Origin of the sequence: Pragia fontium DSM 5563 = ATCC 49100, assembly GCF_900112475.1 — a bacterium.
Classification (GTDB): domain Bacteria; phylum Pseudomonadota; class Gammaproteobacteria; order Enterobacterales; family Enterobacteriaceae; genus Pragia; species Pragia fontium.
This window is the reverse complement of record NZ_FOLW01000011.1, coordinates 68,880-95,689: the sequence shown is the minus strand read 5'-3', so window position 1 is coordinate 95,689 and position 26,810 is coordinate 68,880. Positions and strand designations below refer to the sequence as shown.

Genomic DNA, 26,810 nt, shown 5'->3' with positions numbered 1-26,810 from the left:
CGTAAAAGACGCCACGTAGCGCAGCCACCACCGTATTTCAGAATTTGATTAAGCAACACAGAACAGAGGACTTATGAAGAATAAAGTTATCACAGCTCAACAAGCTGCAGCTTTAGTGAATGACGGTTCCACCGTTTGTACTATCGGTATGACGCTTATTGGTGCGGCAGAATCAATTCTGAAAGCGCTGGAACAACGATTTCTTGCAACCGGTTCTCCGGCTAATCTGACCTATATCCATTCGGCCGGACAGTCAAACCGTGAACGAGGTAACCAACATTTTGCCCATCCGGGAATGGTGAAACGCATTATTGGCTCCCACTGGGGGTTAGCACCAAAGTGGATGGAGCGAATTGCTTCTGACAGCGTAGAAGCATTCTGTCTACCACAGGGACAAATCGTTCACTTGTATACCGCGATGGCGGCCGGTCAGGCCGGTTATTTGTCGAAGGTAGGTTTGGGGACATTTATCGATCCGCGCTTAGAAGGCGGCAAGATGAATGACCGTACCCGCGCCCTTGCCGATCTGGTGGAAGTGGTCTCTCTACGCGGTGAGGAATATCTGTTTTATCCTGCTTTACCTTTGGATACCGTCATTATCCGAGGAACCACTGCCGATGCCGAAGGCAACCTGACCTGTGAAGAAGAAGCGATGAAGCTGGAAATCCTACAGGCGGTGCTGGCGGCTAAACGTTTTGGTGGCAAGGTGCTTGCTCAGGTGAAAAATCTGGCGCAAACGGGCAGCCTGCATCCTAAACAAGTGGTTGTACCCGGCAACTTTATTGATGCAGTTGTGGTCTGTGATAATCCAGAGCAGGATCATCGGCAAACCTCCTCTTGGTTCTACGACCCTGCCTACTGCGGTAACCTAATTTCCCCCACCAGCGAACTAGAAAAGCTGCCGTTAACTATCCGCAAGCTAATCGGTCGTCGCGCCTGCCAGTTTCTCTATCCCGGCTGCGTTATCAACTTAGGTACCGGCATTCCCAATGATGTTATCGGCACCATCATCCATGAAGAAGAAGTCAGTGATGACATAACGATTACCGTCGAGTCCGGAATTTATGGTGGGGTTCAGGCTGGCGGCATTGATTTTGGTATTGGCAAAAACCTAACTGCCATGATCAACCATCAGGAACAAATGCTCTATTACAACGGCACCGGCGTCGATATCACCTATATGGGAGCCGGTGAAATGGACGCCAACGGTCATATTAATGCCACCAAGATGGGTGACCGCTGTACCGGTGCTGGCGGCTTTATTGATATCACGCAAAATGCTCATCACGTGGTTTTCTGTTCCACCTTTACAACAAAAGGATTGGAAGTGGAGTTCCGCGACGGCCAGCTAAGAATCCTCCGGGAAGGTTCGGTCAAAAAGCTGGTTAAAGACATTAATCAAATTTCCTACAACGGCGAAATTGCTCGTCAAAAGAAACAAAAAATGCATCTAGTCACAGAGCGGGCGGTCTTTGAGCTGACGGAACAGGGGCCCATGTTGATAGAGATCGCCCCCGGTATCGACCTGGAAAAAGACGTGCTTCAACAGATGGAATTTACGCCATTAATTTCAGAATCCCTAAAACTGATGGATGCCTCACTGTTTGAGGAGGTCAATTTTGGCCTTAAACACGCACTCTGTAGCAATGAACATACTGAATCAAATCATCATTAATCCACCGTTATCGTTAACGGTCAGGCTTAAAAATATAAGGAGTACCCTATGTCGTTAAAAAATAAAGTGGCTATTGTTACCGGTTCCAGTCGTGGTTTAGGGCGAGGAATTGCGCTGGTTCTAGCTGAACAAGGCGCTGCCGTAGCAATTTGTGATGTTGATAAAGACGGCGGAGAAAAAACCGCTCAGGAACTGGTGAACGCCGGACACAAAGCTATTTTTATCCCCTGCAATATTGCCAATCGTGATGAAGTAAACCATCTGTTTGCTGAAACCGAAGCACAGCTGGGCCCAATAGACATTCTGGTCAATAACGCCGGGATTAATCGCGACGCAATGTTACATAAACTGACCGAGGAAAACTGGGATCTGGTTATGGACGTTAACCTGAAAGGGACTTTCCATTGTATGCAGGAAGCCGCCTTACGTATGCGTGAACGCGCCAGCGGTCGCATTATCAATATCTCTTCTGCCAGTTGGTTAGGAAATATCGGTCAGGCCAACTATGCCGCCTCAAAAGCTGGCGTTATCGGTTTAACGAAAACTGCCTGCCGTGAATTAGCCAGAAAAGGCGTCACGGTTAATGCCATCTGCCCTGGATTTATTGAAACCGATATGACCAAAGGCGTACCGGAAAAAGTCTGGGACATTATGGTCAGTAAAATTCCTGCCGGATACGCTGGCGACCCACGAGATGTGGGTAACTGCGTTGCGTTTTTAGCCTCCGATGAAGCCCGCTATATCAATGGCGAAGTGATCAATGTTGGCGGCGGTATGGTGCTATAAGGAAAATATGATGAAAAATGCAAATGATATCGTGGTTGTCAGCGGTGTTCGCACAGCAATCGGCACCATGGGCGGCAGTTTTAAAGATGTCCATCAGCATGACTTAGGCGCAGCGGTCATCCGCGAAGCCGTGTCTCGAGCCGGACTAAAACCTGAACAGATCGATGAGGTTGTGGTAGGAAACGTGGGGCAAATTGCAGAAAGTGGTTTTATTGCCCGTATCTGCCAGCTAAGAGCAGGATTGCCCAACGAAACAACCTCCTACTCCGTCAATCGTCAATGCGGTTCCGGTCTACAGGCTATTGTTGACTGTATGATGGAATTACAAACAGGCAATGCAGAAATCACCGTAGCCTGCGGCACTGAGAATATGACTCAGTTGCCCTACTATATCCGTAAAGCCCGCTATGGCTATCGTTTAGGTCACGGCGAGCTGGAGGATGGAATCATCTCAATCCTGACTTGGCCAGAAGGCCCTTACCATAACGGTATGACAGCTGAATTCACCGCAGAGCGTTTTAATATTAGCCGTGAAGCGATGGATGAGTTTGCCTGGAATAGCCAACAGAAGGCATTAGCAGCAATCAAAGCCGGATACTTTGAGTCTCAAATCCTGCCGCTTGAAATCCGTGAAGGAAAAAGCACCCGAACCTTCCAAACAGATGAGCATCCCCGTGATACGCCAAAAGAAAAATATGCTCAACTTAAGCCAGCCTTTAAAAAAGACGGCACCGTAACCGCAGCAACCTCATCCGGTATTAATGACGGTGCAGGTGCGCTGGTTATGACCACCCGAGCAAAGGCTGAGCAACTAGGCCTGCCAATTAGAATGGTGGTTCGTGGTTGGGCGGTAGCAGGTTGTGAAGCAGAAATCATGGGCTTTGGTCCAGCACCGGCCACCAAAAAACTCATGAAAAAGCTCAATATGTCGGTACACGATATCGATCTCATTGAGTTGAATGAAGCCTTTGCCGCCCAGTCACTTGCGGTCATTAACGATCTGCAGCTGGATCCAGCCAAAGTTAACGTCAACGGCGGGGCAATTGCGCTGGGTCATCCCGTCGGCGCTAGCGGTGCCATTATTTCCGTCAAGTTGATGTACGAAATGGAACGTCGCAATGTCAATACCGGACTCGCCACTATGTGTATCGGCGGCGGGCAAGGTATCTCGGTACTATTCGAACGCGAACAGTAATTCCCAGGGGGCATAACGCCCCCTTTCACCCCAATACTCCGAACGACAAAGGATGGGCTATGAAAATCGTTATTGCCATTGATTCATTTAAAGGAAGCTGTAGCGCACAACAGGCTTGCCAAGCGATTGCTTCCGGTTTAACTCGCTATCGCCACGATATCACAACCTACCAGTTGCCTATTGCTGATGGTGGCGAGGGATTACTACAAATATTAAATGAAAGCCCATCACTAAAGGGACTTATTAAGCACTCACTTACCGTCAGCGGCCCATATGGTCAGCAGGTGGATGCTGAATACCTCATGTTGGACGGTGGCACAGCCATTATTGAAATGGCGCAGACCTGCGGTTTGGAATTAACGCCAAAAGAGAAACGTCATTCAGCTAAAGCATCATCCTATGGGCTAGGACAACTGGTTAAGCAAGCGCTGGATCAAGGTTGCCAACATATTATTATCGGATTAGGCGGCAGCGCCACCAATGATGGCGGCATTGGTTTTGCACAAGCATTAGGCGTGCAATTTTTCGATCGCCAACATAATCTGATTCCAGCCCCAGCTTGCGGTGAAGACCTTATACGAGTGAACGCTGTGGATATTAGCCAACTGCATCCGGCCATATCCAATACGTTGTTTGAAGCGTCATGCGATGTCAATAATCCATTGCTCGGTGATAACGGCGCAACCCGAATTTATGGGCCGCAAAAAGGAGCTACCGCCGCTCAGTTAGACCAATTAGAAGCCGGGATGGTTAATTATCATCAAGTTCTCAGCCAAATATTAAATCATAGCGTTAATCAGATTCCCGGATCCGGTGCTGCTGGCGGCATGGGCGCTGCATTATTGTGGTTTACTCAGGCGCAATTACGCCCGGGAATTGAACTCGTGCTGGAATTACTCGATGCCGAAAAACTGATAAAAGACGCCGACCTGATTATCACTGGTGAAGGCAAGCTGGATAAACAAAGCAGTTTTGGTAAAGCGCCAGTTGGCGTAGCGACATTGGCAGCGACTTACAATAAACCGGTGATTGCTTTGGCAGGCTCACTAGGAGAAGGCGCTAATCTGCTTTATCAGAATAATATTGATGCTATGTGGTCTATCTGCCCCCGTCCTATTTCACTGGAACAAGCAATGCAAGATGTTGAAGTACTTTTAGCCGATACCGCTGAAGCCTTAATTCGCACCTTAAATGTAGGAATGAGACTGATACCTCATAAATGCCGTTAAATATGATACAAAGCTATAGCTCACATTATGATTAGTTGCTTTATATCCATAGGAAACAAGTATGCTTATCACCTTAGAGTTAGCCAATACCATCGTTAAACGGGCAATGAGCATTATCCATCATAATGTAAATGTCATCGATCATCAGGGGATCATTATCGCCTCCGGTGAGAACCATCGCATAGGGGAACGTCACGAAGTTGCGTATGAGGTCATTAAAAGCCGCCAAAGAATGACCATAGAGAATGCCCAGCAAGCCGCAAAATACAAAAATGTGCAGCCGGGCATTAATCATCCGATTATTGTAGACGATCAAGTTGTAATGGTGATTGGCATCAGCGGTAATCCGGTTGCTATTGGCCGTTACGCCGAATTAGCTATTTTAGCGGCGGAATTATTGATTAAACAATCATGGGATATTCGCGAGATTAACTGGCAGTACCGCATTCGTGATTTGCTGCTGAAACAGTATCTGGAACTGGGTAATACCGAAAAAGGAGAGGAGATTCTCTATCAGCTAAAACCACAACATCTCGGTTTAGACAGTGCGCTGATTCCCTTATTAATCAATATAGAAACCGGTGGGCATTTACTGGGTAAAACCATTGACCACATTCTAAATGAGCTATCAAGAATTATAAAATCGCAGCGAGTTCTACTGCTCAGCAACGATGAAATTCTTTTACTGCTCACCGACACCGAGCGCGCAGAATTCATCATTGATCAAATTAATAGCTTTCTGGAAACACAGCTAAGCCACTACGTTATTGGCGTTGGTGTTCAATCAGATGCCCCGCAACAATTTCGCCAGTCTATTTTTATGGTCAGGGAAATGATTAAGCATGGTAAGCAGTATCAACCAGAACAACGGATAATTAGCGGAAAACGATTTGCTTATAGTGGACTATTGAACGAAGCCAAAACCAGCTACTTCACACTCTATTTTAATCGGAGAATCGAGAAGTTACTTGCCCATAGCACCGGAAAAACGCTATTAAAAACGCTGATTACCTACATTGAGAATAACGCTGAGGTCAATAACGCTTCACAAGAACTGGGTATACACCGCAATACGCTGAGTTATCGTCTGCATCAGATCAAAGAGATTACTTCGCTGGATCCGTTTGTATTTAAAGAATTAAGCCAGTTAATGATTGCATTGCACTATCATCAAAATACGTCGGTTAACTGAATGTTCTATTGGCTATCGTAAGATTGTTGCTAGCGGAAATAAAGAAGGCTGGAGATAAAAAGACGCTTAGAATCCTTTTATCTCCAGCCTCCCGGCCCATTTTGCCAGCATGTTTAGCTTTACGCTGATAGCTGCCTTTACCTTTAACATTTTTCTCTACGCGTTGACGAAATAAAGGGTCATGCAGCAGAGCTTGCAACGCATTATCCTGAATCGTGCCTTTTTGGTGCTGATACTTCGCCATAGAAACCTCTCTTAATTTATTTCGGCGATAAAAACCGGCGCATAATAGAACAAAATTTACCCGTTGGCTATTTAGTTCTTAAATCTATATGAGGTAATTCATTGGTTGCCCCCTGCTCCAGCGCTTCTAAAATAGAGCAATAGGCGCTGCTATGGGCGCTACCACAACATGCATCGCTTAATCTCTGTAAAGAAGCCTTCATATGTTCCAGTTCACGCAGCTTTTTCTCTACCTCGTCCAATCTGGACTGAACAATGAATTTTGATTCCTGACAGGTATGCTGTTCTGGCTCAACCCGAATTGATAGCAACTCTGCAATAGATTCCAACGTAAAACCCAGTTGCTTAGCATAACGAATAAATTTAAGCCGCTGTAGATCTTGCTCGGTATAGAGGCGAAATCCCCCTTCGGAACGAACATCATGAGACATCATGTTCTGTTTTTCGTAATAACGAATAGTATCCGGTGTGACATTAGCCAGTTTGGCCAGTTGCCCAATACGATACATAAAACACCTCCTTGAAGGAGCAGCTTAAAATAACAAGATAGGAAATACCAATAGATAAAGCAATAACAATAATTATTATTTTACTTCAAATAGCAGATATAAAAAAAGCCGGGATAACCCGGCTTTTTTCAACAACTGTAGATATTACTCTGCAGCTGCTTCTTCAGGAGCTTTTTCTGCACGGTCAACCAGCTCGATGTAAGCCATCGGAGCGTTATCACCTGCACGGAAGCCACACTTAAGAATACGAGTGTAACCACCTGCGCGGCTCGCGAAACGCGGGCCAAGCTCATTAAACAGTTTTGCCACGATCTCGTTATCACGAGTACGGGCGAATGCCAGACGACGATTAGCAACGCTGTCGGCCTTGGCAAGTGTAATCAGTGGTTCAACCACGCGACGCAGCTCTTTCGCCTTAGGCAAAGTCGTCTTGATGATTTCATGACGAACTAAAGAGCCTGCCATGTTACGAAACATAGCTTGGCGATGACTGCTGTTGCGGTTCAGTTGACGTCCACTCTTACGATGGCGCATGACCTTATCCTTCTCAGTAAAACCTTAACCTGTGATCCGGTTACTCGTCAGCAATGCTAGCTGGTGGCCAGTTTTCCAGGCGCATGCCCAGAGACAAACCACGAGATGCAAGCACGTCTTTAATCTCAGTAAGAGATTTTTTACCCAAGTTTGGAGTTTTTAACAACTCAACTTCGGTACGCTGTACCAGATCACCGATGTAGTGGATAGCTTCTGCCTTGAGGCAGTTAGCGGAGCGGACAGTCAGTTCCAGATCGTCAACAGGGCGTAGCAAGATCGGATCGAATTCTGGCTTCTCTTCCTTCACTTCCGGCTGACGTACATCACGTAAGTCAACGAAAGCTTCCAGTTGTTCAGCCAGGATGGTTGCCGCACGACGGATTGATTCTTCCGGATCAATCGTGCCGTTAGTTTCCATCTCGATGACCAGCTTATCCAAGTCAGTACGCTGTTCTACACGCGCTGCTTCAACATTGTAGGCAATACGCTCTACCGGGCTGTAGCATGCATCAACCAACAGACGACCAATTGGACGCTCATCTTCTTCCGTATGAATACGGGCAGAAGCCGGCACATAACCACGACCACGCTGAACCTTGATACGCATACTAATAGATGCGTTTTCGTCAGTCAGATGGCAGATCAAGTGCTGAGGTTTGACGACTTCAACATCCCCATCATGGGTAATGTCGGCTGCAGTCACAGGGCCAATGCCAGACTTATTCAAGCTAAGAATAACTTCATCTTTACCATGAACTTTCACCGCCAGCCCTTTCAGGTTGAGCAGGATTTCCAGGATGTCTTCCTGTACGCCTTCTTTGGTGCTGTACTCATGTAGTACACCATCAATCTCAACTTCAGTTACCGCACAACCCGGCATTGATGAAAGCAGAATGCGGCGCAGTGCGTTACCTAAAGTATGGCCGAAGCCACGCTCTAACGGCTCAAGGGTCACCTTAGCGTGCGTCGAACTTAATTGCTCGATATCTACCAGGCGTGGTTTTAGAAACTCTGTCACAGAACCCTGCATTGTGTCCTCTCTTTGGTACTAAACTTTACTTAGAGTAAAGTTCGACGATCAGGTGTTCGTTAATGTCCGCAGACAGATCGGAGCGCTCAGGATTGCGTTTGAAAACGCCTTCCATCTTAGCAGCATCAACTTCGATCCAAGTCGGCTTTTCGCGCTGTTCAAACAGCTCTAAAGCGGCTTTAACACGAGATTGCTTTTTAGCTTTCTCACGTACGCTGACTACGTCATTCGGAGATACCTGAAAAGAAGCGATGTTAACAACGCGACCATTAACCATAACAGCTTTGTGGCTAACTAACTGACGTGCTTCTGCACGAGTAGCGCCGAAGCCCATACGGTAAACCACGTTGTCTAAACGGCCTTCTAAAAGACACAGCAGGTTTTCACCAGTGTTGCCTTTCAGACGCGTTGCTTCTTTATAATAATTACGGAACTGACGCTCAAGAACACCATACATACGGCGAACTTTTTGCTTTTCACGTAACTGTACGCCATAGTCAGACAGACGTGGCTTGCGCGCACCGTGCTGACCAGGAGCTTGTTCAATTTTACACTTGGTATCGATCGCGCGAACACCAGACTTAAGGAATAAGTCTGTGCCCTCACGACGGCTAAGCTTGAGCTTAGGACCCAAATATCTTGCCATTTTCTTTCTCCAACAATCCTAGAAACAGTGGCGATTAAACGCGACGTTTCTTAGGAGGACGACAACCGTTGTGAGGAATCGGAGTCACATCAGTAATATTAGTGATGCGGAAACCAGCCGCGTTTAATGCGCGGATAGTTGACTCACGACCTGGACCTGGGCCTTTAACCATAACTTCTAGGTTCTTAATTCCGTACTCTTTTACTGCTTCTGCGCAGCGCTCTGCCGCTACTTGAGCAGCAAATGGAGTGGATTTACGAGAACCACGGAAGCCGGAACCACCAGCTGTTGCCCAACCCAATGCATTACCCTGGCGATCGGTAATAGTCACAATGGTGTTGTTAAAAGAAGCATGGATATGAGCCATACCGTCAGAAACTTGTTTTCTTACACGCTTACGTGCACGAACAGGTGCTTTTGCCATTATTCAATCACCCCGATTATTTCTTGATCGGTTTACGCGGACCCTTACGGGTACGGGCGTTAGTCTTGGTACGCTGTCCGCGAACCGGTAGACCACGACGATGACGTACACCACGATAACAACCAAGGTCCATAAGACGCTTGATGCTCATGGTAACTTCACGACGCAGATCACCTTCTACAACGTACTTGGCAACTTCGTCACGCAGCTTGTCAATTTGCTCTTCAGACAGTTCACTGATCTTAACATTTTCAGCAATACCAGACGCTTTACAGATAGCCTGTGAGCGGGTTTTGCCGACACCGAAGATCGCAGTTAATGCAATTACGGTATGTTTATGATCAGGAATGTTAATGCCTGCTATACGGGCCACTATGCACTCCTACTAATTATATACTGCAACACTACTCTGAAAAGCCCGTTTTCAGGATACTCAAATAATGTTGCTGTCACACACAAAAAGATTGGCTGGCTAATCTAGCCAGCTCAATCACACTTTGCAAGAAAAATATGCCAAATTATAAATCAGCCTTGACGCTGTTTATGCTTTGGTTCAACGCAAATCACGCGAACAACGCCGTGGCGCTTGATGATTTTGCAGTTGCGACATAACTTCTTGACGGAAGCACGAACTTTCATTTTAACTCTCCGTAACTTCTCAAGCTAGCCCTGAATTAACGGCCGTAGCCTTTCAGGTTTGCTTTCTTCAATGCAGACTCATATTGACTCGACATCATCAGAGTTTGCACTTGAGCCATAAAGTCCATGATGACGACAACGACGATAAGTAACGAAGTACCACCAAAGTTGAAAGGTACTTTCATTGCGTCACGCATAAACTCCGGGATCAGGCAGATAAAGGTAATGTACATTGCACCAACAAAGGTTAAACGCGTCATTACTTTATCAATATATTTAGCCGTTTGCTCTCCCGGACGAATCCCTGGTACAAACGCACCGGACTTCTTCAGGTTATCTGCTGTTTCACGAGGGTTGAAAACCAACGCTGTATAGAAGAAACAGAAGAATATGATCGCAGATGCATAGAGTAACACATAAAGTGGCTGACCGGGTTGCAAATACATAGAAATAGTTGTCAACCAGTTCCAACCAGTACCACCACCGAACCATGAGGCAATTGTCGCAGGGAACAGAATGATACTTGAAGCAAAAATTGCAGGTATTACACCGGCCATATTCACTTTCAACGGTAAGTGGGTACTCTGTGCAGCGTAAACACGACGACCTTGCTGACGTTTCGCATAGTTAACGACGATACGACGCTGACCACGCTCAACAAATACAACAAAGAAAGTCACCGCGAATACTAACACCGCAACCAATAGCAGCAGAAGAACATGTAAGTCACCCTGCCGAGCCTGCTCGATAGTCTGTCCAATAGCAGGTGGTAAACCAGCAACAATACCAGCGAAAATGATGATTGAAATACCGTTACCGATACCTCGTTCAGTCACCTGCTCACCCAGCCACATCAGGAACATGGTTCCCGTAACTAAGCTCACAACCGCGGTAAAGTAGAACGCAAAGCCTGGATTAATCACCAGACCCGGCATTCCCATATTCGGTAAGCCGGTAGCAATACCGACTGACTGGAATATGGCCAGAACCAACGTACCATATCGAGTGTACTGGCTTATCTTACGACGGCCAGACTCGCCCTCTTTCTTCAATTCCGCTAACTTAGGATGAACCACCGTTAACAGCTGCACGATAATAGAGGCCGAAATATACGGCATAATACCAAGCGCGAAGACAGAAGCACGACTGAGGGCGCCACCAGAGAACATGTTAAACATGTCAATGATGGTGCCTCTCTGCTCTTCGACTAACTTAGCAAGCACAGTGGCGTCAATACCAGGAATTGGAATAAAAGAGCCAATACGGAACACGATCAAAGCACCGACAACAAATAAGAGTCTGCGCTTCAGCTCGCCTAGTCCGCCCTTTGCACTTTGAAAATCTAATCCTGGTTGCTTAGCCATCTGCTACTTATTCCTCAATTTTCCCGCCAGCGGCTTCGATTGCAGCACGAGCGCCTTTGGTTACACGCAGACCGCGTAAAGTAACTGGACGACTGATTTCGCCTGAAAGCATAACTTTCGCGAACTCAATTTGTACGCCAACTACGTTTGCCGCTTTCAGTGCGTTCAGGTCAATAACCTCGCCTTCTACTTGAGCAAGCTCAGACAGACGAACTTCTGCCGTGATCATTGCTTTACGAGAAGTAAAACCAAATTTTGGTAAACGACGGTATAAAGGCATTTGGCCGCCTTCGAAACCACGACGTACGCCACCGCCAGAACGAGACTTCTGACCTTTGTGACCACGGCCGCCGGTTTTACCCAGACCAGAACCAATACCACGACCTAAACGCTTAGAAGCGTGTTTTGCACCTTCGGCCGGAGCCAGAGTATTTAAACGCATCTCTTACTCCTCCACTTTAACCATGTAAGAAACCAGGTTGATCATGCCACGTACAGCAGGAGTATCCTCGCGCTCTACAGTGTGACCGATGCGACGCAGACCCAAACCAACCAGCGTTGCCTTATGTTTAGGCAGGCGGCCGATAGAGCTGCGAATTTGAGTAACTTTAATAGTCTTTGCCATTGCTCATTACCCCAGAATGTCTTCGACAGTTTTACCGCGCTTGGCAGCAACCATCTCAGGAGACTTCATATTATCCAAGGCATCAATAGTTGCACGAACCACGTTAATCGGGTTAGTAGAACCATAAGCCTTAGCTAATACGTTACGTACTCCGGCGACTTCCAGAACGGCGCGCATTGCACCGCCGGCGATAATACCGGTACCTTCAAATGCAGGCTGCATAAACACGCGAGAACCTGTATGAGCACCTTTAACAGGATGCTGCAGAGTTCCGTTGTTTAATGCAACATTCATCATGTTGCGACGGGCTTTTTCCATCGCTTTCTGGATCGCTGCTGGAACTTCACGCGCTTTTCCGTAACCAAAACCAACGCGGCCGTTGCCATCACCCACTACAGTTAGTGCGGTGAAGCTAAAAATACGACCACCTTTTACGGTTTTAGATACGCGGTTAACCGCGATCAGCTTTTCCTGCAGTTCGCCAGCTTGTTTCTCGATGTGAGACATCTTACACCTCTACCTTAGAACTGAAGGCCAGCTTCGCGGGCAGCATCTGCCAGCGCCTGGACTCTACCATGATATTGGAAACCAGAACGGTCAAAAGATACTTTCGTAATCTCTTTGGCCAGTGCGCGCTCAGCGATAGCTTTACCTACTGCTGCTGCTGCATCTTTGTTTCCGGTATACTTCAATTGTTCTGCAATAGCCTTTTCTAACGTAGAAGCGGCTGCCAGAACTTCAGAACCGTTTGGTGCGATAATCTGCGCATAAATATGGCGCGGAGTACGGTGAATCACCAGGCGAGTCGCACACAGTTCTTTAATCTTACGACGTGCGCGGGTCGCACGACGGATACGAGCTGCTTTCTTATCCATAGTGTTACCTTACTTCTTCTTAGCCTCTTTGGTACGCACGACTTCGTCGGCGTAACGGACACCCTTGCCTTTATAAGGCTCAGGACGACGGTAGGCACGCAATTCTGCTGCGATCTGACCAATAACCTGCTTATCAGCGCCTTTCAGCACGATTTCAGTTTGGCTTGGACATTCGGCAGTAATGCCTGCTGGCAGTTGATGTTCAACAGGGTGAGAGAATCCTAAAGATAAATTCACCACATTGCCTTTAACTGCTGCACGGTAACCTACGCCTACCAGCTGTAGCTTCTTAACGAAGCCTTCAGTAACACCGATAACCATTCCGTTAACCAAAGAACGTACGGTACCCGCTTGGGCCCATCCGTCAACAAAACCTTCGCGTGGACCGAAAGTGATTTCATTGTTTTCTTGTTTAACTTCAACGGAATCATGGACTGTACGCGACAGCTCGCCGTTTTTACCCTTAATTGTTATAACCTGACCGTTGAGTTTTACCTCTACGCCAGCAGGAATAACGACGGGTGTTTTTGCAACACGAGACATTCTTTCCTCCTGATTAAGCTACGTAGCAGATAATCTCGCCACCAAGACCTGCTTGGCGAGCTGCACGATCAGTCATGACACCTTTAGAGGTAGAAACAACAGCGATACCTAAACCAGCCATTACCTTTGGCAGCTCATCTTTTCTTTTATAGATGCGCAGACCAGGACGGCTTACTCGCTGAATACTTTCTACAACAGGCGCGCCCTGGAAGTACTTAAGTACTAATTCCAGTTCGGGCTTGGTGTCGCCTTCAATTTTATATTCTTCAATATAACCTTCTTCCTTCAGCACTTTGGCAATAGCCAGTTTTAGCTTGGAGGAAGGCATAGTGACCGCAACTTTGTTCGCGGCCTGACCGTTTCGGATACGGGTCAGCATATCCGCGATCGGATCTTGCATGCTCATCTGTCTCTACTCCCGTGATTCAATGGTGATATTACCAACTAGCCTTTTTCAGACCCGGGATTTCACCGCGCATTGCGGCTTCACGGACCTTGATACGACTCAATCCAAATTTACGCAGAACGCCGTGTGGGCGACCTGTTTGACGACAACGGTTACGTTGACGACTTGGACTGGAATCACGTGGAAGAGTTTGCAGTTTGAGCACTGCATTCCAACGGTCTTCATCGGATGCATTCACATCAGAGATAATCGCTTTAAGTTCAGTACGCTTAGCGTAGAACTTGTCTGCTAACTTCACACGTTTAACTTCACGTGCTTTCATTGATTGCTTAGCCATTAGTAACCCTACCTTACTTGCGGAACGGGAAGTTAAAGGCAGCCAGCAGAGCGCGGCCTTCTTCGTCAGATTGCGCAGAAGTGGTAATGGTAATGTCCAAACCACGTACACGATCGACTTTGTCATAGTCGATTTCTGGGAAGATAATCTGCTCACGCACGCCCATGCTGTAGTTACCACGACCATCAAATGACTTAGGATTTAAGCCACGGAAGTCACGTACACGAGGTACAGCAATAGAAATCAGACGCTCTAAGAATTCCCACATACGTTCGCCACGTAGGGTCACTTTACAGCCGATCGGATAGCCCTGGCGGATTTTGAAGCCTGCAACAGAGTTGCGTGCTTTGGTGATTAGCGGCTTTTGGCCACTGATCGCTGCTAAATCAGCTGCTGCGTTATCCAGCAGTTTCTTATCAGTGATCGCTTCACCAACACCCATATTAAGGGTGATCTTCTCGACCCGAGGGACTTGCATGACAGATTTGTAGCCAAACTGGTCTACCAGTTTATTTACTACCTGTTCTTTGTAGTAATCATGCAGTTTCGCCATCGTACTACTCCAAATTACTTGATAGTTTCGCTATTAGATTTGAAGAAACGGACTTTTTTGCCGTCTTCAAAACGAAAGCCTACACGGTCAGCCTTACCTGTAGCTGCGTTGTAGATTGCAACGTTAGAAACCTGAATTGCAGCTTCTTTTTCAACGATGCCACCTGGTTGGTTCAGAGCCGGTACAGGCTTCTGATGTTTCTTAACCAGGTTGATACCTTCAACAACAATCTTACTGGAAGACAGAACATTCTTAACTTTACCGCGTTTACCTTTATCTTTACCGGTTAACACGATAACTTCGTCATCACGACGGATTTTCGCTGCCATGGTTCGCTCCTTACAGTACTTCTGGTGCCAGAGAGATAATTTTCATGAATTTTTCATTACGTAATTCACGAGTTACCGGTCCAAAAATACGCGTGCCGATAGGTTGCTCACTGTTGTTATTTAAAATAACGCAAGCATTACCATCGAAGCGAATGACAGATCCGTCAGGGCGACGAACACCCTTTCTGGTGCGCACCACTACCGCTTTAAGCACATCACCTTTCTTAACCTTACCACGCGGAATTGCTTCCTTGATGGTAATTTTGATGATGTCGCCTACGCCAGCGTAGCGACGGTGCGATCCACCCAGAACCTTGATACACATTACGCGACGTGCGCCAGAGTTGTCAGCGACGTTAAGCATAGTCTGTTCTTGGATCATCTTAGTGCTCCGCTAATGTCAACTACTAAGGACCCTCACGGGTCGTTTAAAAACCCCCATACATCGGGGCGCGGCATTATACCATCGCTTTTCGATGTTGGGTAGAAAAAATAAACGGCCCGTTTACTGAGCCGTTTATTTTGTTTAAGAAAGGGTACTGTATTACAGAACCGCTTTCTCTACAACTCGAACAAGTGTCCAAGACTTAGTCTTTGACAGAGGACGGCATTCGCTAATCTCAATCAGATCGCCAATACCACACTCATTGTTCTCGTCATGTACATGCAGCTTAGTCGTACGTTTGATGAACTTACCATACATCGGGTGCTTCACCATACGCTCAATCGCAACGACAATGGATTTCTCCATTTTGTCGCTAACAACACGACCTTGCAGAGTACGGATTTTATCAGTCATTACGCACCCGCCTTCTCATTCAGTAAAGTTTTCACACGTGCAACATTACGACGCACTTGTTTCAACAGGTGAGACTGTTGCAGTTGACCGCTTGCTGCTTGCATGCGCAGATTAAACTGTTCACGCAGCAGGTTCAGCAGCTCAGTGTTCAGCTCTTCAACACTTTTTTCACGCAGCTCTTTTGCTTTCATTACATCACCGTCTTAGTTACAAAGGTGGTTTTAATCGGCAGTTTTGCTGCTGCCAGCTTGAATGCTTCACGGGCAACTTCTTCCGAAACACCGTCCATTTCATACAGGACTTTTCCCGGTTGAATCAGGGCAACCCAATACTCCACGTTACCCTTACCTTTACCCATACGCACTTCAAGCGGCTTTTCAGTGATTGGTTTGTCTGGGAACACACGGATCCAGATTTTACCTTGACGCTTAACTGCACGTGTCATGGCACGACGTGCCGCCTCGATTTGGCGAGCAGTCAAACGACCGCGGCCCACAGCTTTCAGACCGAAAGTGCCGAAGCTCACATCCGCGCCGGCAGCCAGACCACGGTTGCGGCCCTTGTGCACTTTACGGAATTTTGTACGCTTTGGTTGTAACATCAGCGATGCTCCTTATTTACGGCCTTTACGCTGCTGCTTCTTCGGTTGAGCAGCCGGTTTTTCCGGTTGTTCAACGGCAGCCATACCACCCAAGATCTCACCTTTGAAGATCCACACTTTTACGCCGATTACACCATAAGTGGTGTGCGCTTCGGAAGTGTTATAGTCAATGTCCGCACGCAGTGTATGCAATGGAACACGACCTTCACGGTACCATTCGGTACGCGCGATTTCAGCGCCGCCTAAGCGACCGCTTACTTCCACTTTAATTCCTTTAGCGCCTATACGCATGGCGTTTTGAACTGCACGCTTCATAGCACGACGGAACATAACACGACGTTCCAGCTGTGAAGTGATGCTGTCAGCAACCAATTTAGCGTCTAGTTCCGGTTTACGGACTTCGGCGATATTAATTTGCGCAGGAACGCCAGCAATAGCTGCTACAGCGTTGCGCAGTTTTTCGACGTCTTCACCTTTCTTGCCGATCACGATGCCTGGGCGAGCAGTGTGAATAGTCACACGGATGCTCTTCGCAGGACGCTCGATCACGATGCGAGAAACGGAAGCTTTCGACAATTCTTTAGTTAAGAATTGACGAACTTTAAAGTCGCTGTCTAGGTTGTCAGCGAATTCTTTGGTATTTGCGTACCAGGTAGAGTTCCAAGGTTTGACAATACCCAGTCGAATACCATTCGGATGTACTTTCTGACCCATTGCTATTCTCCAGAGTCTCAGCGATCGGACACAACCACAGTGATGTGGCTGGTGCGCTTCAGGATACGATCTGCACGGCCTTTTGCACGAGGCATAATACGCTTCATGGTAGGACCTTCGTCGACAAAGATTTTCGCGACTTTCAGATCGTCGATGTCAGCGCCATCGTTGTGTTCTGCGTTTGCAATGGCAGACTCAAGTACTTTTTTAACCAGATCAGCAGCTTTCTTGTTGTTGTAGGTTAAAATTTCCAGAGCTTGCGACACTTTCTTACCGCGAATCAGGTCTGCAACTAAGCGAACCTTCTGAGCAGAAGAACGAGCGTGGCGATGTTTAGCGATAGTTTCCATCTCTTCCTCCTACCTTAGCGCTTTTTGGCTTTTTTGTCAGCCGCATGGCCGCGATAAGTACGAGTCGGCGCGAATTCGCCCAGTTTATGACCGACCATTTCGTCGGTAACAAAGACTGGAACGTGCTGACGACCATTATGGACAGCGATGGTCAAACCGATCATGTTTGGAAAGATCGTTGAACGACGGGACCAAGTCTTAACAGGCTTTTTGTCTCCGCTTTCCACCGCTTTCTCTACCTTCTTCAGCAAGTGCAGGTCTATAAATGGACCTTTCTTGAGAGAACGTGGCATGGCTTATCCTCTAATTATTTTTTACTACGGCGACGTACGATATATTGATCGGTACGCTTGTTGCTACGGGTCTTCTTACCTTTGGTCTGCACGCCCCATGGAGTCACAGGATGCTTACCAAAGTTACGACCTTCACCACCACCGTGTGGGTGATCGACTGGGTTCATCGCAGTACCGCGAACGGTAGGACGAACACCACGCCAACGACTAGCACCGGCTTTACCCAGTACGCGCAGCATATGCTCTGAGTTACCCACTTCACCTAAGGTGGCGCGGCAATCAGATAATACTTTACGCATTTCGCCAGAACGAAGACGTATCGTTACGTAGGAACCTTCACGGGCAACGATTTGAACATATCCACCGGCAGAACGAGCCATTTGGCCGCCTTTACCTGGTTTCATTTCAACGTTGTGAACCGTAGAACCCACTGGGATGTTGCGCATTGGTAGGCAGTTACCCGCCTTAATAGCAGCATCAACACCAGATTGGATTTGGTCACCGGCTTTCAGGCCTTTTGGTGCCAGAATATAACGGCGTTCACCGTCTTTATACAGAACCAGCGCGATATTCGCGGAACGGTTCGGATCATATTCCAGACGCTCAACAATTGCAGGAATACCATCTTTGTTGCGTTTAAAGTCAACTAGACGATACTGCTGCTTGTGACCACCACCAATATGACGCGTGGTGATGCGGCCATTGTTGTTACGGCCACCTGATTTGCTGTTTTTTTCCAGCAATGGGGCATAAGGCTTGCCCTTGTGCAACTCAGGGTTAACCACTTTAACTACGTGGCGACGACCCGGAGATGTTGGCTTACACTTAACAATTGCCATTGTTTTTCAATCCTCCGACTTACTCTGCGCCGCCGATGAAGTCCAGATTCTGGCCTTCTTTCAAAGTGACGTAAGCTTTTTTCCAGTCGCTACGACGACCAACACGCTGACCATGACGTTTCGTTTTGCCTTTAACCAGCAAAGTACGAACTTCATTGACTTCAACCTCAAACAGCTTCTGAACAGCAGCTTTTACTTCTGCCTTAGTAGCATCTTTAGCAACTTTCAGCACGATAGTATTGTGCTTTTCCATTGCGCCAGAGGCTTTCTCAGAAACGTGTGGTGCGCGTAGGACTTTCAGCAGGCGTTCTTCACGGATCATGCCAGCATCTCCTCTACTTGCTTCACAGCATCAGCAGTCATCACCACTTTATCAAAAGCGATTAGGCTAAACGGATCAATACCAGCAACATCACGAACGTCAACCTTGTGTAAGTTACCTGCTGCCAGGTACAAATTAGGTTCAACTTCGCCAGTGATGATCAGTACATCATCCAGAGCCATTTCTTTCAGTTTCTGTACCAGCAACTTAGTTTTAGGTGCTTCTACAGTGAACTTCTCAACTACAATCAGACGGTCTTGACGTACCAGTTCGGACAGAATGCACTTCAGTGCGCCGCGGTACATCTTTTTGTTGACTTTCTGGCTGTGGTCTTGTGGACGAGCAGCAAAGGTCACGCCGCCTGAACGCCAGATCGGGCTCTTTACAGAACCTGAACGCGCACGGCCGGTGCCTTTTTGACGCCACGGTTTTTTACCGGAACCTGTTACTTCAGCGCGGGTCTTCTGAGCACGAGTACCTTGACGAGCTGCAGCTGCATAAGCAACAACAACTTGGTGTACTAACGCTTCATTGAAATCACGCCCGAAGGTAGTTTCGGAAACAGTCAGCGCGCCAGGCGCGTCTTTCATTACCAATTCCATTCCTATCTCCTCGACGTTACGCCTTGACAGCCGGTTTAACGATCAGGTCGCTACCGGTTGCTCCCGGAACAGCACCCTTGACCAGCAGCAGGTTGCGCTCAGCGTCAACACGTACTACGTCCAGGCTTTGAACGGTTACACGCTCGTCACCTAAATGGCCTGCCATTTTCTTGCCTTTGAACACTTTACCTGGAGTCTGGTTCTGACCGATTGAACCATGACCACGGTGTGCCAAAGAGTTACCATGGGTAGCATCTTGAGTACGGAAGTTCCAGCGCTTAACAGTGCCAGCAAAACCTTTACCTTTAGATGTACCGGTAACGTCAACTTTTTTAACGTCAGCAAAAATGTCAACGTTAATTTCTTGACCTGCAGTAAATTCTTCGCCTTCATTCAGACGGAATTCCCACAAACCACGACCGGCAGTTACGCCAGCCTTCGCGAAATGACCTGCTTCAGGCTTAGTTACGCGGTTAGCTTTTTTAGCACCGGTAGTAACCTGAACAGCACGGTATCCATCGTTAGCCAGATCTTTGATCTGAGTAACACGGTTCGCTTCTACTTCGATAACAGTCACGGGGATAGATACGCCATCTTCAGTGAAGATGCGGGTCATTCCCACTTTACGACCGACTAAACCAATCATTGTTTCAACCTCTCAATCGCTCAATGACCTGATTAACCCAGGCTGATCTGCACGTCAACACCGGCAGCCAGATCCAGACGCATCAGAGCATCAACCGTTTTTTCAGTTGGCTCAACGATGTCAACCAGACGCTTGTGAGTACGAATTTCGTACTGATCGCGCGCATCTTTATTGACGTGCGGAGAGATCAGAACGGTAAAACGCTCTTTGCGGGTCGGCAGCGGGATCGGACCACGAACTTGAGCGCCAGTGCGCTTAGCAGTCTCGACGATTTCCGCGGTTGATTGGTCGATCAAACGGTGATCAAACGCTTTCAGGCGGATACGGATTCTTTGGTTCTGCATGAGACCAGAGCTCCAATTATTTTATAAACGTAAAAAAATTACTCCTCACACCCATTTCGATTGATGGGGGAGTGTAATCGTTCTTCATGTAACCCCCAGATCGGGAGTATTGTTACTACAAAATTAAGCTTTACAGGATAACGTTGTAGTAATAAGCACTAACTTCGTACTTATACCGCACCACATAAAAGTGCAGGCCTGAGCATTGTACAGATTTACACCCATCACGCAAGCGCAATCTGGGATTAAATTCACGGTTTACCATTTCAGACCCGATTGTCATTTTAATTTAATGTATAATTCACCCGGCCTAAACAGTTGGCTCTATTTCTCCAATGCACTAACAAAAATCAATCGTTATGGAACATGCCTCTTTTTTGGCTGTCTTAGATTGCCTTTTCATTATTTTAAGTTAATAACTACATGCTTCTATCAAAGAACAATAAAAGTTTCATTTCTACAGCTTATTTATATCTGATTACGCTTGCCGCATTAATTATTTGCAGTAGTCGATTTAGCTTTTCATACGTTGGCTTCATCGCTTTCGGCTTCTTCTTGGCTATTTTTACTGCCCTACTCTTTCTATCTGGTAGAGTAAAACTCTCATTAAGCATTACCAGTACGCTAATTGTCATACTTCAGCTGCTAAATCAGATAAAAGCACATTACTACAAAGAACGGCTTTTTTTCCAAGATATTAGCATCGCGCTCGATCCTGCTAATTTCGGTACACTCTTCCATTACCCCCTAGCACTGTTGGGTCTGATTGGATTAGTGATTTTATTGGCTCTAAATGTTGTGCTTTATATACGCACAATAAAAATTTCACTCCCCTACCGTTTTCTCTCATTATTTATCATGGCGGGATTAATTTTAGGCATTACGCAATTTAGCCAAAATAAACATAATATCGAAAATTGGCAAGGCGCTCTCCCCAAAGGAAAAGGGACAATTGTTAACATGTTTATGTCTGCCCAGCAGATGTATTACCAACCACCGCAATACAAAGAATCATCCAATTACTTTTTATCAAATAAACAATTTAGTTATCTCCCCAAGGAGAATGCCAGTAAGCCAGATATCGTGGTTATGCTGCAAGAGTCAACGGTTAACCCTGAACTTTATCACCTCCCAGGGGTGACATTTCCTGAGTTTAAAATGTTTGCCCACGATAAAGATACTCGGGCAACCAGCCCATTAAGAGTGCAAACTTTCGGCGGAGGAACTTGGCTTTCTGAATTCTCACTGCTCACTGGACTTAATACCGATGACTTCAAGTTCAGAAAAAATTCGGTCTTCTATACGGTTGCACCACATATAAAGAACAGTCTATTTCGTGAGCTTAAAAATAATGGTTATTACACTGTTGTGTTAACACCCATGTTTAAAATGAACTATAACGCAGGTCCTACCTACAAAAATCTCGGCATTGACCTGATTATTCAACCTCAAGAATTGGGCTATCCGGCAGAACTAGACGATAACCTATGGACCATTTCAACTGAAGCCATGCTTGGTTACGTAAAGCAGTTATTAAAGCAACATACGGATAAACCAGTATTTATCTTTGTGTTAACCATGAATGAGCACGGCCCTTATGAAAAAGATCACTCTGACGATTTTCAAATAGCAAAATCTAGCGGGGACAAAAACGCTGCGGGAGCAATTAGCCACTATATAGACAAGATAAAACTGTTGGATACTGCAACAAATCAATTCTCACAATTTGTTGCCGAACGAGAAAAGCCAACCATGTTCCTCTACTTTGGTGACCACCAACCTAACGTTGGCTGGAACGGCAAGTACAATACGACATTAACCAACGCCTGGTATCTCACCCAATTTTATCTTAAGGATAATTTAGCCTCAGAGCCCCTTCAAAATTTTGGTGATATCACTGACATTTCATTTTTAGGTGGAATACTGCTGGAAAGAACGGGTCTGCCTGTCTCTCCATTCTATGAAGCTAATATCCGAATGAGAAATCTCTGTCAGGGGCGTTTAGATGACTGTCCGGATCAAAAGCTAACGAATAGTTATAAGCACTATCTGTATCAGGACCTCAAAACTGCTGGAGAATGAGGTTAATCGTGATGAATTAAAGCGCCTATATGGCGCTTTAATTTTAAACCGCCGAAAGTATCAGACATACCTTCCGTCAGCTAACTTTTCTTTTGACCATAAAAAAGGGTGCCTAAGCACCCTTTTTTCATTCATAAGTAATTAGAATTACTTGATGATCTTAGCAACAACACCCGCACCAACAGTACGGCCACCTTCACGGATAGCGAAGCGTAAACCTTCGTCCATCGCGATTGGGGCAATCAGAGTTACAGTCATCTGAATGTTATCACCTGGCATTACCATCTCTACGCCTTCTGGCAGTTCGATGGTACCGGTCACGTCAGTTGTACGGAAGTAGAACTGTGGACGGTAGCCTTTGAAGAATGGAGTATGACGACCACCTTCATCTTTGCTCAGGATATAAACTTCTGATACGAAGTTAGTATGCGGGTTGATTGAACCTGGTTTTGCTAATACTTGACCACGTTCGATTTCGTCACGCTTAGTACCACGCAGCAGAACACCAACGTTCTCACCCGCACGGCCTTCATCCAGTAACTTACGGAACATTTCAACGCCAGTACAAGTTGTTTTCACAGTATCTTTGATACCAACGATTTCAACTTCTTCACCAACTTTAACGATACCGCGCTCTACACGACCGGTTACTACTGTACCACGGCCAGAGATTGAGAAAACGTCTTCGATTGGCAGCAGGAACGGCTTATCAATTGCACGCTCTGGCTCTGGAATGTAGCTGTCCAGGTAGCTAGCTAATTCAATGATTTTAGCTTCCCACTCAGCTTCGCCTTCTAACGCTTTCAGCGCAGAACCACGAACAACTGGAGTATCATCACCTGGGAAATCGTACTGAGACAGAAGCTCACGAACTTCCATTTCAACCAGTTCTAACAGCTCTTCATCATCAACCATGTCACACTTGTTCAGGAACACAATGATGTATGGTACGCCAACCTGGCGACCTAACAGGATGTGCTCACGAGTTTGTGGCATAGGACCATCAGTTGCAGCAACAACCAGAATAGCGCCGTCCATCTGAGCAGCACCGGTAATCATGTTCTTAACGTAGTCGGCGTGTCCTGGGCAGTCAACGTGTGCATAGTGACGCGTAGGGGTGTCGTATTCTACGTGAGAAGTATTGATGGTAATACCACGAGCTTTTTCTTCTGGTGCGTTATCGATTTGATCGAATGCACGCGCGTTACCACCGTAGGTTTTTGCTAATACGTTGGTGATAGCTGCGGTCAGAGTTGTTTTACCGTGGTCAACGTGGCCGATAGTACCAACGTTAACGTGCGGTTTTGTACGTTCAAATTTTTCTTTAGACACGATTCTCTTCCTTTACACTGTCCCCCTCTATCCGAGGGGGACTGGGATATAAATTGTTACCCGTGAGGCTTATTTAGCCTTGCGAGCTTCGATAATTGCTGTAGCAACGTTACTTGGCGCTTCACTGTACTTCAAGAACTCCATGGAGTAAGAAGCACGACCCTGAGTTTGTGAACGCAGGTCTGTAGCATAACCAAACATTTCAGATAGTGGAACCTGAGCACGTACAGTTTTACCTGTAGCAGTGTCTTCCATACCTTCAATGATGCCGCGACGACGGTTTAAGTCACCGATTACATCGCCCATATAGTCTTCTGGAGTCTCAACTTCAACTTTCATGACCGGCTCCAGCAGAATTGGTTTCGCTTTCATGAAGCCTTCTTTAAAGGCAAGAGAAGCGGCCAATTTAAACGCCAGTTCTGATGAGTCAACATCATGGTAAGAACCATAGTGCAGACGCACTTTGATATCAACTACCGGGTAACCAGCCAGAGGACCAGACTTCAGCTGCTCCTGAATACCTTTATCAACCGCAGGGATGAATTCACCAGGAATTACACCACCCTTGATTTCGTTGACAAATTCGTAACCCGGACCACCAGCTTCCAACGGAGACAGATCGATAATAACGTGACCATACTGACCACGACCACCAGACTGCTTGGCGTGTTTACCTTCAACGTCTTTAGCCGTTTCACGAATTGTTTCACGGTATGCAACCTGAGGCTTACCAATGTTAGCTTCAACGTTGAACTCGCGACGCATACGGTCAACTAACACGTCTAAGTGTAGCTCACCCATACCTGCGATAATTGTTTGGCCAGACTCTTCATCACTCGATACGCGGAATGATGGATCTTCTTGTGCCAAACGACCTAAAGCGATACCCATTTTTTCTTGGTCAGCTTTAGTTTTTGGTTCAACTGCAACCGAAATTACTGGCTCAGGGAATTCCATACGCTCCAGAATGATCGGCTTAGCTTGGTCACATAAGGTGTCACCTGTGGTCACATCTTTCAGACCGATAGCTGCCGCGATATCACCCGCACGTACTTCTTTGATCTCTTCACGCTTATTCGCATGCATCTGAACGATACGACCAAAACGCTCACGCTTGTCTTTCACTGAGTTCAGTACTGTGTCACCAGAGTTTACAACACCGGAATAAACACGGAAGAACGTCAGGTTACCCACGAATGGGTCGGTAGCAATTTTAAACGCCAGAGCAGAGAACGGCTCGCTATCGCTAGCATGACGTTCCGCATGGGTACCGTCTTCCAGTTCACCGTTAATTGCTTCGATGTCGGTTGGTGCAGGTAAATATTCAATTACCGCATCCAACATTGCCTGAACACCTTTGTTCTTAAACGCAGAACCACAGGTAACCAGAATAATTTCATTATTCAGGACACGCTTACGCAGTGCTTCAGTCACTTCTTCTTCAGTCAGCTCTTCGCCGCCTAAATACTTGTCCATCAGCTCTTCAGATGCTTCAGCTGCAGCTTCAAATGCATTTTGCTGCCATTTTTTAGCTTCTTCTAACAGGTTCGCTGGAACATCTTCATAAGTGAAGCTAACGCCTTGGTCAGCATCACTCCAGTTGATTGCTTTCATTTTCAGCAAGTCAATTACGCCAGTAAAGCTGTCTTCAGCACCGATTGGTAACTGAATAGGCACAGCATTTGCTGCCAGACGTGATTTAAGCTGCTCAACTACACGCAGGAAGTTAGCACCCATACGGTCCATTTTGTTAACGAACGCGATGCGTGGAACTTTATATTTGTTAGCCTGACGCCAAACAGTTTCAGACTGAGGCTGAACACCACCAACTGCACAGTAAACCATTACTGCACCATCCAGAACACGCATAGAGCGCTCTACTTCGATAGTAAAGTCTACGTGTCCCGGGGTATCAATGATATTGACACGATGGGGTTCAAATTGTTTAGCCATACCAGACCAGAACGCAGTAGTCGCAGCTGAGGTGATAGTAATACCACGCTCCTGCTCCTGCTCCATCCAGTCCATAGTCGCAGAACCTTCGTGAGTTTCACCAATTTTATGGTTTACACCAGTATAAAAAAGGATACGCTCAGTTGTGGTTGTTTTACCGGCATCAATGTGAGCACTGATACCGATGTTGCGATAACGCTCAATAGGGGTTGTACGAGCCATTTTATTCCTCGATTACTAGGTCGTTCTTCAGATAACCCATGCGGGTCAACTTAAAAAGCGCCCGCATGATGATTAGCATGACTACCGAAGGTAAATTACCAGCGGTAGTGGGCGAACGCCTTGTTGGCTTCAGCCATACGGTGAACGTCTTCACGTTTCTTAACTGCAGTACCTTTGTTCTCTGCAGCATCAGACAGTTCATTCGCTAAGCGTAAAGCCATGGATTTATCACCGCGTTTACGAGCAGCTTCTACAATCCAACGCATGGCAAGTGCATTACGGCGAACCGGGCGAACTTCAACCGGCACCTGATAAGTAGAACCACCAACACGACGAGACTTAACTTCTACAGTTGGTCTTACGTTGTCCAGGGCAATTTCAAAAGCTTCCAGTTCGTTTTTACCTGAACGCTGAGCTAAAGTCTCAAGCGCATTATAAACGATAGCTTCTGCAGTAGATTTCTTACCATCTACCATTAAAATATTTACAAATTTGGCCAGTAAGTCAGATCCGAACTTAGGATCTGGCAGAATTTTACGCTGACCAATGACGCGACGACGTGGCATGGAATTACTCC

39 protein-coding genes are annotated in these 26,810 nt (G+C 46.6%); 6 read left to right on the top strand and 33 right to left on the bottom strand.

Translation table 11 applies throughout. From position 1 onward, the window contains the following. Positions 1-73 precede the first annotated feature (73 nt). From BMZ28_RS14510 to BMZ28_RS14490, 5 genes are all read left to right on the top strand, one after another. Positions 74-1,675, top strand: a complete 1,602-nt coding sequence (locus BMZ28_RS14510) for an acyl CoA:acetate/3-ketoacid CoA transferase (RefSeq protein ID WP_074824258.1) — start codon at positions 74-76, stop codon at positions 1,673-1,675. Between the two features lie 48 nt (positions 1,676-1,723). Next, positions 1,724-2,461, top strand: coding sequence for a 3-oxoacyl-ACP reductase FabG (gene fabG, locus BMZ28_RS14505; RefSeq protein ID WP_047779715.1), 738 nt, complete (start codon positions 1,724-1,726; stop codon positions 2,459-2,461). A 10-nt stretch (positions 2,462-2,471) separates the two neighbouring features. Continuing rightward, complete coding sequence (locus BMZ28_RS14500; RefSeq protein ID WP_074824255.1) at positions 2,472-3,656, top strand: thiolase family protein; 1,185 nt, start codon at positions 2,472-2,474, stop codon at positions 3,654-3,656. Between the two features lie 59 nt (positions 3,657-3,715). Further along, on the top strand, positions 3,716-4,885 hold the full coding sequence (locus tag BMZ28_RS14495; protein ID WP_074824252.1) for a glycerate kinase: 1,170 nt from the start codon (positions 3,716-3,718) through the stop codon (positions 4,883-4,885). Between the two features lie 61 nt (positions 4,886-4,946). After that, positions 4,947-6,077, top strand: coding sequence for a CdaR family transcriptional regulator (locus BMZ28_RS14490; protein ID WP_074824249.1), 1,131 nt, complete (start codon positions 4,947-4,949; stop codon positions 6,075-6,077). On the opposite strand, the gene BMZ28_RS14485 is transcribed toward BMZ28_RS14490, so the two are convergent. From BMZ28_RS14485 to rpsJ, 30 genes are all read right to left on the bottom strand, one after another. After that, entirely contained in the window at positions 6,070-6,321 is a 252-nt protein-coding gene (locus BMZ28_RS14485) for an alternative ribosome-rescue factor A (protein ID WP_074824247.1), read from the bottom strand. The two genes, BMZ28_RS14490 and BMZ28_RS14485, sit on opposite strands and share 8 nt — an antisense overlap. A 67-nt stretch (positions 6,322-6,388) precedes the next feature. Then, positions 6,389-6,829 (bottom strand): Zn(2+)-responsive transcriptional regulator, encoded by a 441-nt coding sequence (gene zntR, locus BMZ28_RS14480; protein WP_047779710.1) that lies wholly within the window; start codon positions 6,827-6,829, stop codon positions 6,389-6,391. Positions 6,830-6,973: 144 nt separating this feature from the next. Next, the gene (gene rplQ / locus BMZ28_RS14475; protein WP_027275684.1) at positions 6,974-7,363 is read right to left on the bottom strand and encodes a 50S ribosomal protein L17; all 390 of its coding nucleotides are present in this window, start codon (positions 7,361-7,363) and stop codon (positions 6,974-6,976) included. A 40-nt stretch (positions 7,364-7,403) separates the two neighbouring features. Then, positions 7,404-8,393: a DNA-directed RNA polymerase subunit alpha gene (locus tag BMZ28_RS14470; RefSeq protein WP_047779709.1), complete on the bottom strand. Its 990-nt coding sequence runs from the start codon at positions 8,391-8,393 to the stop codon at positions 7,404-7,406. A gap of 25 nt (positions 8,394-8,418) precedes the next feature. Further along, positions 8,419-9,039, bottom strand: a complete 621-nt coding sequence (gene rpsD / locus BMZ28_RS14465) for a 30S ribosomal protein S4 (RefSeq protein WP_047779708.1) — start codon at positions 9,037-9,039, stop codon at positions 8,419-8,421. A gap of 34 nt (positions 9,040-9,073) precedes the next feature. Beyond that, on the bottom strand, positions 9,074-9,463 hold the full coding sequence (gene rpsK / locus BMZ28_RS14460) for a 30S ribosomal protein S11 (protein WP_027275681.1): 390 nt from the start codon (positions 9,461-9,463) through the stop codon (positions 9,074-9,076). Positions 9,464-9,479: 16 nt separating this feature from the next. Further along, positions 9,480-9,836 (bottom strand): 30S ribosomal protein S13, encoded by a 357-nt coding sequence (gene rpsM, locus BMZ28_RS14455; RefSeq protein WP_047779707.1) that lies wholly within the window; start codon positions 9,834-9,836, stop codon positions 9,480-9,482. Positions 9,837-9,988: 152 nt separating this feature from the next. Then, positions 9,989-10,102, bottom strand: coding sequence for a 50S ribosomal protein L36 (gene rpmJ, locus BMZ28_RS14450; protein WP_029095694.1), 114 nt, complete (start codon positions 10,100-10,102; stop codon positions 9,989-9,991). Between the two features lie 35 nt (positions 10,103-10,137). Continuing rightward, positions 10,138-11,466: a preprotein translocase subunit SecY gene (gene secY / locus BMZ28_RS14445; protein WP_047779706.1), complete on the bottom strand. Its 1,329-nt coding sequence runs from the start codon at positions 11,464-11,466 to the stop codon at positions 10,138-10,140. 7 nt (positions 11,467-11,473) lie between these two features. Continuing rightward, positions 11,474-11,908 (bottom strand): 50S ribosomal protein L15, encoded by a 435-nt coding sequence (gene rplO, locus BMZ28_RS14440; protein ID WP_047779705.1) that lies wholly within the window; start codon positions 11,906-11,908, stop codon positions 11,474-11,476. 3 nt (positions 11,909-11,911) lie between these two features. Next, positions 11,912-12,091 carry a 50S ribosomal protein L30 gene (gene rpmD, locus BMZ28_RS14435; RefSeq protein WP_029095691.1) on the bottom strand — a complete coding sequence of 60 codons (180 nt, stop codon included), beginning with the start codon at positions 12,089-12,091 and terminating at the stop codon, positions 11,912-11,914. 6 nt (positions 12,092-12,097) lie between these two features. After that, positions 12,098-12,598 carry a 30S ribosomal protein S5 gene (gene rpsE / locus BMZ28_RS14430; protein WP_047779704.1) on the bottom strand — a complete coding sequence of 167 codons (501 nt, stop codon included), beginning with the start codon at positions 12,596-12,598 and terminating at the stop codon, positions 12,098-12,100. Between the two features lie 14 nt (positions 12,599-12,612). Then, positions 12,613-12,966, bottom strand: coding sequence for a 50S ribosomal protein L18 (gene rplR / locus BMZ28_RS14425; RefSeq protein WP_047779703.1), 354 nt, complete (start codon positions 12,964-12,966; stop codon positions 12,613-12,615). Positions 12,967-12,975: 9 nt separating this feature from the next. Continuing rightward, positions 12,976-13,509, bottom strand: a complete 534-nt coding sequence (rplF, locus tag BMZ28_RS14420; RefSeq protein WP_047779702.1) for a 50S ribosomal protein L6 — start codon at positions 13,507-13,509, stop codon at positions 12,976-12,978. A 13-nt stretch (positions 13,510-13,522) separates the two neighbouring features. Beyond that, positions 13,523-13,915 (bottom strand): 30S ribosomal protein S8, encoded by a 393-nt coding sequence (rpsH, locus tag BMZ28_RS14415; RefSeq protein ID WP_047779701.1) that lies wholly within the window; start codon positions 13,913-13,915, stop codon positions 13,523-13,525. Positions 13,916-13,946: 31 nt separating this feature from the next. Further along, positions 13,947-14,252 carry a 30S ribosomal protein S14 gene (gene rpsN, locus BMZ28_RS14410; RefSeq protein WP_047779700.1) on the bottom strand — a complete coding sequence of 102 codons (306 nt, stop codon included), beginning with the start codon at positions 14,250-14,252 and terminating at the stop codon, positions 13,947-13,949. Positions 14,253-14,265: 13 nt separating this feature from the next. Next, the gene (gene rplE / locus BMZ28_RS14405; RefSeq protein WP_047779699.1) at positions 14,266-14,805 is read right to left on the bottom strand and encodes a 50S ribosomal protein L5; all 540 of its coding nucleotides are present in this window, start codon (positions 14,803-14,805) and stop codon (positions 14,266-14,268) included. Between the two features lie 14 nt (positions 14,806-14,819). After that, positions 14,820-15,134, bottom strand: a complete 315-nt coding sequence (gene rplX / locus BMZ28_RS14400) for a 50S ribosomal protein L24 (protein ID WP_029095684.1) — start codon at positions 15,132-15,134, stop codon at positions 14,820-14,822. Between the two features lie 10 nt (positions 15,135-15,144). After that, positions 15,145-15,516: a 50S ribosomal protein L14 gene (gene rplN / locus BMZ28_RS14395; protein ID WP_020322771.1), complete on the bottom strand. Its 372-nt coding sequence runs from the start codon at positions 15,514-15,516 to the stop codon at positions 15,145-15,147. A gap of 162 nt (positions 15,517-15,678) precedes the next feature. Then, complete coding sequence (rpsQ, locus tag BMZ28_RS14390) at positions 15,679-15,933, bottom strand: 30S ribosomal protein S17 (protein WP_047779698.1); 255 nt, start codon at positions 15,931-15,933, stop codon at positions 15,679-15,681. After that, on the bottom strand, positions 15,933-16,124 hold the full coding sequence (gene rpmC, locus BMZ28_RS14385) for a 50S ribosomal protein L29 (protein WP_047779697.1): 192 nt from the start codon (positions 16,122-16,124) through the stop codon (positions 15,933-15,935). Before rpmC ends, rpsQ begins: the two co-directional genes overlap by 1 nt. Next, a complete protein-coding gene (rplP, locus tag BMZ28_RS14380; RefSeq protein WP_047779696.1) occupies positions 16,124-16,534 on the bottom strand; it encodes a 50S ribosomal protein L16 in 411 nt (136 codons plus the stop codon). Before rplP ends, rpmC begins: the two co-directional genes overlap by 1 nt. Before the next feature lie 12 nt (positions 16,535-16,546). Next, complete coding sequence (rpsC, locus tag BMZ28_RS14375; protein ID WP_047779695.1) at positions 16,547-17,248, bottom strand: 30S ribosomal protein S3; 702 nt, start codon at positions 17,246-17,248, stop codon at positions 16,547-16,549. A gap of 17 nt (positions 17,249-17,265) precedes the next feature. After that, complete coding sequence (gene rplV, locus BMZ28_RS14370; protein WP_047779694.1) at positions 17,266-17,598, bottom strand: 50S ribosomal protein L22; 333 nt, start codon at positions 17,596-17,598, stop codon at positions 17,266-17,268. A gap of 14 nt (positions 17,599-17,612) precedes the next feature. Further along, positions 17,613-17,891, bottom strand: a complete 279-nt coding sequence (gene rpsS / locus BMZ28_RS14365) for a 30S ribosomal protein S19 (protein ID WP_047756688.1) — start codon at positions 17,889-17,891, stop codon at positions 17,613-17,615. Between the two features lie 14 nt (positions 17,892-17,905). Beyond that, entirely contained in the window at positions 17,906-18,730 is an 825-nt protein-coding gene (rplB, locus tag BMZ28_RS14360; protein WP_047779693.1) for a 50S ribosomal protein L2, read from the bottom strand. A gap of 19 nt (positions 18,731-18,749) precedes the next feature. Next, positions 18,750-19,052 carry a 50S ribosomal protein L23 gene (gene rplW, locus BMZ28_RS14355; RefSeq protein ID WP_047779692.1) on the bottom strand — a complete coding sequence of 101 codons (303 nt, stop codon included), beginning with the start codon at positions 19,050-19,052 and terminating at the stop codon, positions 18,750-18,752. Then, a complete protein-coding gene (gene rplD / locus BMZ28_RS14350; RefSeq protein WP_047779691.1) occupies positions 19,049-19,654 on the bottom strand; it encodes a 50S ribosomal protein L4 in 606 nt (201 codons plus the stop codon). Before rplD ends, rplW begins: the two co-directional genes overlap by 4 nt. A 16-nt stretch (positions 19,655-19,670) precedes the next feature. Then, positions 19,671-20,300: a 50S ribosomal protein L3 gene (gene rplC / locus BMZ28_RS14345; protein ID WP_047779690.1), complete on the bottom strand. Its 630-nt coding sequence runs from the start codon at positions 20,298-20,300 to the stop codon at positions 19,671-19,673. A gap of 32 nt (positions 20,301-20,332) precedes the next feature. After that, a complete protein-coding gene (gene rpsJ / locus BMZ28_RS14340; RefSeq protein WP_001181005.1) occupies positions 20,333-20,644 on the bottom strand; it encodes a 30S ribosomal protein S10 in 312 nt (103 codons plus the stop codon). A 423-nt stretch (positions 20,645-21,067) separates the two neighbouring features. On the opposite strand from rpsJ, the gene BMZ28_RS14335 reads away from it, so the two are divergent. Then, complete coding sequence (locus tag BMZ28_RS14335) at positions 21,068-22,726, top strand: LTA synthase family protein (RefSeq protein WP_074824244.1); 1,659 nt, start codon at positions 21,068-21,070, stop codon at positions 22,724-22,726. A gap of 147 nt (positions 22,727-22,873) precedes the next feature. Here BMZ28_RS14335 and tuf read toward each other — a convergent pair whose 3' ends face one another. From tuf to rpsG, 3 genes are all read right to left on the bottom strand, one after another. Next, positions 22,874-24,058 carry an elongation factor Tu gene (tuf, locus tag BMZ28_RS14330; protein WP_047779688.1) on the bottom strand — a complete coding sequence of 395 codons (1,185 nt, stop codon included), beginning with the start codon at positions 24,056-24,058 and terminating at the stop codon, positions 22,874-22,876. A gap of 69 nt (positions 24,059-24,127) precedes the next feature. Then, positions 24,128-26,233 (bottom strand): elongation factor G, encoded by a 2,106-nt coding sequence (gene fusA / locus BMZ28_RS14325; protein ID WP_047779687.1) that lies wholly within the window; start codon positions 26,231-26,233, stop codon positions 24,128-24,130. A 95-nt stretch (positions 26,234-26,328) separates the two neighbouring features. Continuing rightward, a complete protein-coding gene (gene rpsG / locus BMZ28_RS14320; protein WP_047779686.1) occupies positions 26,329-26,799 on the bottom strand; it encodes a 30S ribosomal protein S7 in 471 nt (156 codons plus the stop codon). Between the last annotated feature and the right edge of the window lie 11 nt (positions 26,800-26,810).